The 6,862-nt window shown below is 45.1% G+C and carries 4 protein-coding genes; all 4 read right to left on the bottom strand.

The features are described 5' to 3' along the window. Positions 1 to 249: 249 nt before the first annotated feature. Positions 250 to 1,392 (bottom strand): quinone-dependent dihydroorotate dehydrogenase, encoded by a 1,143-nt coding sequence (locus tag IM319_RS10680; protein ID WP_287735569.1) that lies wholly within the window; start codon positions 1,390 to 1,392, stop codon positions 250 to 252. A 97-nt stretch (positions 1,393 to 1,489) separates the two neighbouring features. Beyond that, positions 1,490 to 2,365 carry a J domain-containing protein gene (locus IM319_RS10685; protein WP_286824718.1) on the bottom strand — a complete coding sequence of 292 codons (876 nt, stop codon included), beginning with the start codon at positions 2,363 to 2,365 and terminating at the stop codon, positions 1,490 to 1,492. A 201-nt stretch (positions 2,366 to 2,566) separates the two neighbouring features. Continuing rightward, positions 2,567 to 4,729 carry a molecular chaperone DnaK gene (gene dnaK, locus IM319_RS10690; RefSeq protein WP_287687594.1) on the bottom strand — a complete coding sequence of 721 codons (2,163 nt, stop codon included), beginning with the start codon at positions 4,727 to 4,729 and terminating at the stop codon, positions 2,567 to 2,569. A 203-nt stretch (positions 4,730 to 4,932) separates the two neighbouring features. Next, positions 4,933 to 5,841, bottom strand: a complete 909-nt coding sequence (locus IM319_RS10695; RefSeq protein WP_287735570.1) for an RluA family pseudouridine synthase — start codon at positions 5,839 to 5,841, stop codon at positions 4,933 to 4,935. Positions 5,842 to 6,862 lie beyond the last annotated feature (1,021 nt).

The raw sequence follows: 6,862 nt of genomic DNA on the forward strand, positions 1-6,862 counted from the left end.
ATTACGGGACAAAGGGTTAACCTCGATTTATGATTTTCCTTGATATATCTGGGTTTCAGCGATTTTGGGCTTGGTCGAAGTAAATCCCAAGCGGGGATTGGAGTTGAGGCTTTTCTCGATTTGTTTTTTGTCTAAGTCCCACTATTGTAGTTATCTTAATTATCTTATCTTATCCCCAAAGGGAACGGGTAACATTTTAGCTAATTTTTCCGACATTCTTGCTAATTACCAGAGAAAATTGGCTCATCCTTAGTCAGATTTCAACCCCACCGCTTGATTAATATTAGTCAACCCATTGACCTCTAGTTTTTCTGTTAATCCTTGTAAAATATTTGATACTAGCCAAGGACCCTGATATAACCAACCGGTATAAATCTGTAATAAACTGGCACCGGCGGTAATTTTTTCCCAAGCATCATCGAGAGAAAAAATGCCTCCCACTCCAATTATTGGTAAATTGCCTTGGGTTTGCCGATAGATAAAACGGATCACTTCCGTGGAACGTTCCCGCAAAGGTTTGCCACTAATTCCCCCTGCTTCTTCAGTGATTGGTTTACCGGTTTCGGGCAGAATTGTGGTTTTTAATCCCGTGCGTTTAGTGGTGGTATTAGTAGCGACAATTCCCGCTAATTGATAGGCGACAGCTAAGTCAATAATTGTTCTGATATCTTCCCATTCTAAATCGGGAGAAATTTTCACTAATAGGGGTTTTCTGCCTTGATTTTCTGTTTGTAAAATGTCGAGGATTTTATCGAGTTGTTCACCACTTTGCAGGGAACGTAAACCGGGAGTATTGGGAGAACTAACATTAACGACAAAATAATCAGCATGGGGGAATAAATAGCGAAAACTGCCTAAATAGTCCTCCGGGGCCTTTTCTAGAGGCGTATTTTTCGATTTACAGAGGTTAATGCCGATGGGAATCTGTCGGGGTTGTCGTTGCCAAGATTGTTGGAGGGTTGCCGCTAGAACTGGCGCACCACAGTTATTTGCCCCCATACGGTTTAATCCAGCCAAATCTTCTGGTAAACGGAATAATCTCGGTTGGGGGTTGCCCGGTTGCCCTTCTAGGGTGACAGCACCCACCTCGGCAAAACCAAAGCCGAAACTATGCCAAAGTCCTGCCCCTAAACCGTCTTTATCGAATCCTGCCGCTAATCCGACAGGATTGGGGAAATTTAACCCCCAGAGGCTTTGAGATAGGCGAGAATCGCTAAAACTGAGGGATTCTGATAATTGTGAGATTAACCATTGTCCCCAAAATCCGCCTCGCGAGCGATCGATTTTTTGCAGAGTATTTAATAATTGTTTTTGTGTTCCCTCTAAATTGCCCCGAATAGCCTTGAAAGCTAGAGGATAAAAAGGTTTAATTGTATCAATTATATTGGTCATAATCAAGCGGGATTAAGGTGTAGGGTGGGTTAGGCGAGGACAAGTTATGTTTTTGACAAAAAATTTCAAATTTGCCGTAACCCACCTAGCATAATCGTTATAAACCTTGACGAGGATTAAAAGTTTCGATCGCCCGTATTTTTTGATAAAGTTCTAATTCTTCTGGGCTAGGATTGGGAGGATTAACTAATAGAATTTCTACTAATTGATCGCCCCTTTCTCCTTGGGAAGTGGGATAACCTTTGTTAGCCAAACGTAATCTTTGACCACTTTTTAATCCCTTAGGAATCATCATTTTAACTAACCCGTCAATGGTAGGAATTTCCACAAAACCGCCCACAATTGCCTCGCTAGGAGTAATCGGTACTTGACAGACAATATCAGAACCTTGAATCCTAAAAAAAGGATGCCTAGCGATAGTTATTTTTAAATATAAATCACCCCCTTCAATACCCTGACCTTTGAGACGAATTTTCTGCCCATCGATCATGGCTGCCGGCATATCAACCTCTATTGATCTACCATCTTCCAGACGAATTCTTTGTCTGCCACCTTGATAAGCTTTCTCCAAAGGTAAAGTCAATTTTGCTTCCACATCTCGACGAGTTAAACGGGGAGAGGAGGCAATTTTAGCGCGCTTAGTATTAAGGTTATTAAAATCTCTAAACTTCCATAAATCCTGTTCTGTACGGGGGATTTTTCCATTACCGTTACTATTCGCTTTTTCCCCCGGACGTATCCCGCGGCGCTTAATCCCCGTCAAGGAACGATTATACTCAACCCGTTTTTCTTCATCGGAGAGAACATCGTAAGCTTCATTAATATCTTTAAACTTTTCTTCGGCCGATTTATCCCCCGGATTAACATCAGGATGATATTGACGCGCCAGTCGTCGAAAAGCCTTTTTGATCTCGTCACCGGTAGCCGTGCGAGATACTCCTAAAACATCATAATAATCAACTAATTGTGGCATATATTCAGTTATCAGTCATCAGTTATCAGTTATCAGTTATCAGTTATCAGTTATCAGTTATCAGTTATCAGATTTGAGTTCTAAGTGAGCAGTATGTATTAAGCGAGCAGTATTAAATAGTAGTTTCCCACTGTCTTTTTACTGATTACTGTTTACTGATTACTGTTTACTGTTTACTGATCACTGTTTACTGATCACTGATTAAAACCAATCATCATCGTCATCATCCCAGTTATTTTGGGGGGGAACATTGCGGGAACGATTGCCGCCGCTGCGGTTACTTTTACTATTGTTATAACTTTTTTCCTCCGAACGGGGGGAACTTTGCCAATCGCTATCGCGGCCATTGTAGTAATTGTCCTGATTGCGGGGGCGATAACTATCTTGATTAGCCGAATAATTGGGTCGATAATCACTTTGATAACCCGGTGTACTGGGACGATAATCCTGGCGATAACGATCGCGGCGCGGTTCGGAGGGAAGATCATCTTCCTTATCCCCGGTAAAAGTCTTGCGAATAGCGCTAAAAAAGCCCTCATCTTCCTCGTCGTATTGTAGCCGTACCTCGCGATTTAATTCATAGATAACATCCTGTAGATCCGCCTGGGCGCGATCAATGCGACGGTCATCATTTTTCTCCAAAGCGTCGATAATTTCCGTACTCAAAGACTCAATTTGACGACGATAGGAACGGGTAAACTCATTACCAAAATCGAGAGTAACATCTTTTAAGCGTCGTTGGGCTTGATCCACCAGAGAGCGGGCGCGATTGCGTTTATCGACCTTTTCGCGACGGGTACGATCTGCTTGGGCAAATCGGGCAGCATCGCCGATCATGCGGTTAATTTCCCCTTCGCTGAGGGTAGAAGCGCCTTGAATGGTGACACTTTGCTCCCGTCCGGTCATTTTATCCCTAGCGGTGACTTGTAGAATACCGTTAGCATCCATATCGAGGGACACCTGCACTTGCGGAATACCCCGGGGTGCGGGGGGGATACCAGTTAATTTAAAACGTCCCAGGGATTTATTATCGCTGGCCATTTCCCTTTCCCCCTGCAAAACGTGGATTTCCACCACAGTTTGATTATTTTCGGAAGTGGAAAAAAGGTCAGCTCTGCGGACGGGAATAGTGGTATTGCGGGGGATTAACTTTTTCATCACACCGCCGATGGTTTCTAAACCCAAGGATAAAGGGGTAACATCGAGGAGCAGCACGTCTTTGACCTCGCCGCCCAAAATTCCCGCTTGAATAGCCGCCCCGACCGCTACAACCTCATCAGGGTTAACATTTTGATTGGGTTCCCTATCGATAAAACTCCGCACCAAATCCTTAACCACCGGCATCCGCGTGCCGCCGCCCACCAGTACCACTTCGTCTAGTTGGACGGGGGACAAACCGGCATCAGAAAGGGCGCGTTTGAGAGGACGACTGAGACGACTGATTAAATCGCCGCATAATTCCTCAAATTGGGCCCGACTCAGGCGAGTTTCGATGTGTTTGGGTCCGTCTTCCGTGGCGATGATAAAGGGCAGATTAATATCGGTGACGCTGACCCCAGACAGTTCTATTTTGGCTTTTTCTGCCGCTTCTGTGAGTCTTTGTAGGGCTTGCCGGTCTTGGCGCAGCTCCACGCCTTCCTGTTCCAAAAACTGATTGGCTAACCAATCGACGATTCTTTTATCGAAATCATTTCCGCCTAATTGGGTGTCGCCACTGGTGGCTTTCACCTCAAAAACGCCGTCACCCACTTCCAAGATAGAAACATCAAAAGTACCGCCTCCCAGGTCAAAAACGAGGATTTTCTTGCTTTCCTGTTCATCGAGACCGTAGGCCAGGGCGGCGGCGGTGGGTTCGTTGAGAATCCGCATCACTTCTAACCCCGCAATTCGGCCCGCATCCCGGGTGGCTTGACGTTGGGAGTCATTAAAATAGGCGGGGACGGTGATTACGGCCCCGGTAACTTCTTCCCCCAGATAACGGCTGGCCTCTTCGGCTAATCGGCGTAAAATTAGGGCGGAAATTTCTTCGGGGGCGAATTCTTTTTGCAGACGGGGGCATTTAATTTTGATATTGCCCATCTCATCCCGGCGGATGGTGTAGGGGACGCGCTTCGATTCGGGGTTTAATTCCGAGTAGCGACGACCTATGTAGCGTTTGACTCCATAGTAGGTGTTTTGGGGATTGAGTACCCCTTGTCGCCGGGCCATTTGACCGACCACTAACTCCCCATCTTTATTAAAACCGACCACAGAAGGGGTGGTTCTCATGCCCTCCGAGTTGGCGATGACCACTGGCTTTCCGCCTTCCATGACGGCGACGACGGAGTTAGTTGTCCCTAGATCAATGCCTACTACTCTACCCATGCTTGTTTTTGTCTCCCCCTAGATTTCGATAACTTCGGGACTTTTACCTTCGATCGATAGTTTAAATCGCTTAATGCTTGTTGACAATATTGTATCCAATTGTCTTAGGTTCTCGCTCTCGGTTCGGGGCGATTGAGGGTGTGATTACCGAAGTGGTCTTTTAGTGATCGCTGGCAATCAGGTTTGGGGGGGTGAAAATATGGCTAGATTTCCAGATTTTCCCTATCCACTAATTCTGCTGGCGGCTGACAGGAAATAGGGATTGTTCTGCCTGTACTGGGATGATTAAAAACGATTTGATTGGCATGGAGATAATAACCACAATCTCCCGGTACTGCATCCGGCCGCGGTAATCCCCCCAGACCATACAATGGATCACCGATTAAAGGATAGCCAAAAAAGGCCAGATGAATGCGAATTTGATGGGGTCTGCCCGTAAAAATTTGTACTTCTAATAGGGTACTATCGGGATGTTTTTTTAAGACTCGACCATGACTGCGGGCCGATAACCCATCTGTGAGCGCACCGTAAACATAGCCTAAAATGGGATGGGCGATTTTCCCGATCGCTTGATTAATAGTAAAATTATCTGGTATGTCGCCCTGAACCACTAAAGCTCGATATATTTTAGTAATTTTCCCCTCCCGCATCTGTTGACTCAATTTAGCTCTAGCGGGCTTTGATTTAGCCATTAAGACTATGCCCGAAGTGCCGCGACCAAGACGATGAATTGGATAGGGAGTGATATCGGGATAATGCTGATGTACCAAATGGATAAGAGTATGTTCGAGAAATCCACCCCCCGCTAACACCGGTAATCCCGAAGGTTTCGCCACCACTAACACCTCGGCATCCTCGTAGAGTACCTCAAAAAAGAGCGGCACATCCGGTTCTGTCCACGGTGGGCGCTGATAGGTCAATTGCTGCCCGATTTCCAAGACTGTATCGGGGCAAGCGGGACGACCGTTGACTAGAATTGCTCCTGATAAAATGCGATCTAGCCATTCTTCTGGGCTAGAATGGCAATATTTGCCCGTATAGTAAGCTAATAAGCTTAATCGGGCCTGATTTTTGCTAATTTTATCTCGATAAATCCAACCTTGATTGGGCATTGGGGAAGTGGGGAAGTGGGGAAGTGGGGAAGTGGGGAAGTGGGGGAATTTCCACTAAAACCCTAACACCCCAACACCCTATCTCCTGAATACTGACTTCTCACCCAATGTTCGACAAAGATAAGCAAAAATTATTTATTGACTCCAAAAACTTGAGAATATTTAAATTAACATTCCGCAATATTTACAAATTCTTAAGAATTAATTGAGAAAGATTTTTATTTAACAACGATGTTACAATGGTTACAGCGATTTTACTGAATTTCATAATGGGTTATTCTGTGCTTTTTTGGGCAGCAATGGTTGAAACCCTTGCCACACCTACAAGGTAATCCCAATTAAGACAGGTAAATCAGTCAATTTCACCCACAACGATGATCTTTTTTTTGTGTAGTTTTATTGCAAAGAAAAAGTTTTTTTGACAAAAAGCACAAAGTATGTAGGAGTAGTTATGGCAGAGTGGGAAGTGGGGAAGTGGGGAAGTGGGGAAGTGGGGAAGTGGGGAAGCCGTAAGGCGGATAGGGTAGGGCATACCCGAATCTTGGTTGAAAGACCAAAACGCTTGCAGAGCTATCCACAAGTGGACAACTAGATAGGGTTGGCTGAATAATGGTAAAACCCTTTTAAAATAAGGCTTTTGACCTGTTAAAATCCGATGTTCATGCTGCGAAAATCGGATTGGGACCCTCAAAAACCTTGCATTAGCCTTCTTGTAGTACATAAACTGGTACAAAAAGAGAGGGCAACAAAGCCTGAAACGACCGGCTACTGACGACCGACGACCGACTCCTAACCCCACCAACAAACTTTTTGCTGCAAACCCTAGATAGGGTTTGCTGAATAAATCTAAAAACCTTATCCAACAAGGTTTTTAGACTTTTTTGACCTCAAAAAGTGCCGACCCTTGGAGTGATTGGGGGGAAAATTCCGGGACTTTTTCCCTGAAAATTAGGTAATTGACCACCTGAAAATGGGTAAAACCCCACACCCCACACCCCAACCCCCAAACCCCAACCCCCAA

It is taken from the genome of Microcystis sp. M113S1, assembly GCF_020246945.1.
GTDB lineage: Bacteria > Cyanobacteriota > Cyanobacteriia > Cyanobacteriales > Microcystaceae > Microcystis.

Excerpts from the sequence above, each read along its gene's own strand:
- IM319_RS10680 (WP_287735569.1), bottom strand. The coding sequence starts at position 1,392 with ATGACCAATATAATTGATACAATTAAACCTTTTTATCCTCTAGCTTTC.
- IM319_RS10685 (WP_286824718.1), bottom strand. The coding sequence starts at position 2,365 with ATGCCACAATTAGTTGATTATTATGATGTTTTAGGAGTATCTCGCACG.
- dnaK (WP_287687594.1), bottom strand. The coding sequence starts at position 4,729 with ATGGGTAGAGTAGTAGGCATTGATCTAGGGACAACTAACTCCGTCGTC.
- IM319_RS10695 (WP_287735570.1), bottom strand. The coding sequence starts at position 5,841 with ATGCCCAATCAAGGTTGGATTTATCGAGATAAAATTAGCAAAAATCAG.